Below are 2,374 nucleotides of genomic sequence, written 5' to 3'. Positions count from 1 at the left end.
CGCGTCGTCCGCCGAGAGCCTGGCCACGGACGTACGCAGCGCCGCCGCCACCCCCGTGTCCTCCGCGGACAGCAGCGCGAGCCGCCGGCGTTCGTCGCGCAGCGCCGTCGCCAGCCGCGCCAGCCGCCACCGGGGGCGGGCCGTGAGCTGCGCCGACGCCGCGCGCAGCGCCAGCGGCAGCCCGTCGCACAGGGCCGCCAGCTCGTGCGCCGCCTCCGGGTCCTCGGCGACCCGCTCCTGCCCGAGCAGCGCGCCGAGCAGCGCCACGCCGTCGGCGGGCGCCAGCGGATGCAGCCGTACGGGCCGGGCCGAGTCCGTCGCGACCAGCCCGTCCAGCCTGCTGCGGCTGGTGACCAGCGTGGTGCAGCCGGGGCCCGCCGGGAGCAGCGGGCGCACCTGCGCGGAGCCGCTCGCGTTGTCGAGGATGACGAGCAGCCTGCGGCTCGCCGCCAGCGACCGGTACAGCGCGGCTGCCGCCTGCGGCGACGTCGGGATGCGGTCCGGCGGGGTGCCGAGCGCCAGCAGGAACTCGCTCAGCACCTCTATCGGCGCCGCCTCGTCGCTCTCCCCGAACCCGCGCAGGTCCGCGAAGAGCAGCCCGTCGGGGAAGTGCGCCTCATGGGTGTGGCCCCACCGCACCGAACAGGCCGTCTTGCCGACCCCGGCCGGGCCGGTGACGAGCACCACGGTGCTGTCCGCGTCCGGCGGCAGCGGCGCACCGGTGGCCGCGCCGGGCAGCGCCAGCCTGGTGATCTCCGCCAACTCCTCCTCGCGGCCGAGGAATCCGGCCGGGGGGCGGGGGAGCAGGCGCGGGGCCGCCGCTGCGCGCATGCCTTGGCCTTGGCCTTGGGCCTGGTGGGGTGCGTAGCTCTGGCCTTGGCCTTGGCCCTGGCTTTGACCTTGGACCTGTCCTTGGCTCTGTCCGTAGCCCGTACCGCTCGGGGGAGCTGCCCTGGGGTCGCGGGCCGCCGCGCCAGGGCGGCCCGTACCCGCCGCGATCCTCGGATCGGCGGCAGGCGCGCGCCCGCCGCCCACAGCCGGCCGGGACGGCGCGGGCTTCGACGAAGGCGACGGAGAAGACGGCGCAGGAGCCGGCGGCCCGCCCGCCCGCAGGATCTGCTCGTACGACGAGCGGAGCTGCTCGCCGGGGTCGACGCCGAGGTCGTCGGAGAGCAGCCGCCGCGTGCGGTGATACCAGTCGATGGCGTCGGACTGGCGGCCCGCCCGGTAGAGGGACTGCATGAGGGCGGCGATCAGCCCCTCGCGCAGCGGGTGGGCGACGGCGGCCGAGTGCAGCGTCGCCGCGGCGCGGCTGTGGTCGCCCAGCGCGCCGTGCGCGGCGGCCAGGGCCTCCACGCCGGTCAGCCGGCGCTCCTCCAGGGCGTGCGCGGCGGCCGCCAGCGGGGGGCTGGAGACGGTGCCGGAGAGCGCGGGGCCGCGCCACAGCGCCAGCGCCTCGCGGAGCAGCGGAACGGCGTCGTCCGGCGCCTCCTCGGGGCGCGCCAGGTTGACCAGTTCGCTGAACCGGTAGGTGTCGATCAACTCCTCGGGCAGCCGCAGCAGATAGGCCGAGCCGCGGGTGGTCAGCTCGATGCCGTACGCCTCCGCGCCGCCGTCGGCGAGGGTGGCGCGGAGCTTGGAGACATGGCCTTGGATGACCGTACGGGCGTGCTCGGGCGGTTCGTCCTCCCATACGGATCCGGTCAACTGCTCGACGGAAACGGTGGTGTTGGGGCGCAGCAGCAGCATGGCGAGCACGCTGCGGCGTTTGGCCGGGCCCAGCGGCAGCTCTCCGGACTGGGTGGAGACAGCGACCGGGCCCAGTAGTGAGAACTCCAAATCAGCCCTCCAGGAAGGCGCTCAGCGCGGACGCGAGCAGGTGTGGGTCGTCCGCGCCGCACAGCTCGCGGGCGGAGTGCATGGAGAGGATCGCGGCGCCGATGTCGATGGTGGTGATGCCGTGCCGGGCGGCGGTGATGGGACCGATGGTGGTGCCGCACGGCATGGAGTTGATGGAGACGAAGCTCTGCCAGGGTACGTCGGCGCGCTCGCACGCGGCGGCGAAGACGGCCCGGCCGCTGCCGTCCGTGGCGTAGCGCTGGTTGACGTTGACCTTGAGGATGGGGCCGGCGTTGGGCATCGGGTGGTGGCCCGGCTCGTGGCGCTCGGCGTAGTTGGGGTGCACGGCGTGGCCGGTGTCGGAGGAGAGGCAGACGGTGCCGGCGAAGGCGCGAGCCTTGTCCTCGTAGCCGCCGCCGCGGGCGAACACGGAGCGCTCCAGGACGTTGCCGAGGAGCGGGCCGTCGGCGCCGGTGTCGGCCTGGCTGCCGTTCTCCTCGTGGTCGAAGGCGGCGAGCACCGGGATGTACGGGAG

The 2,374-nt window shown here is 75.3% G+C and carries 1 protein-coding gene and 1 pseudogene; both read right to left on the bottom strand.

Annotation, left to right across the window (positions count from 1 at the left end):
* Positions 1-1,839, bottom strand: a 1,839-nt coding sequence (locus ACFU99_RS40980; RefSeq protein ID WP_384403084.1) for a BTAD domain-containing putative transcriptional regulator, incomplete at its 3' end; no start/stop codon positions are given.
* A gap of 1 nt (position 1,840) precedes the next feature.
* Positions 1,841-2,374: pseudogene (locus tag ACFU99_RS40975) on the bottom strand (M18 family aminopeptidase); the annotation flags it as partial.

The organism is Streptomyces sp. NPDC057654, assembly GCF_042800135.1.
Taxonomy (GTDB): domain Bacteria; phylum Actinomycetota; class Actinomycetes; order Streptomycetales; family Streptomycetaceae; genus Streptomyces.
Note: the sequence above shows the minus strand (reverse complement) of the source record. Positions and strands in the feature narration are given on the sequence as shown.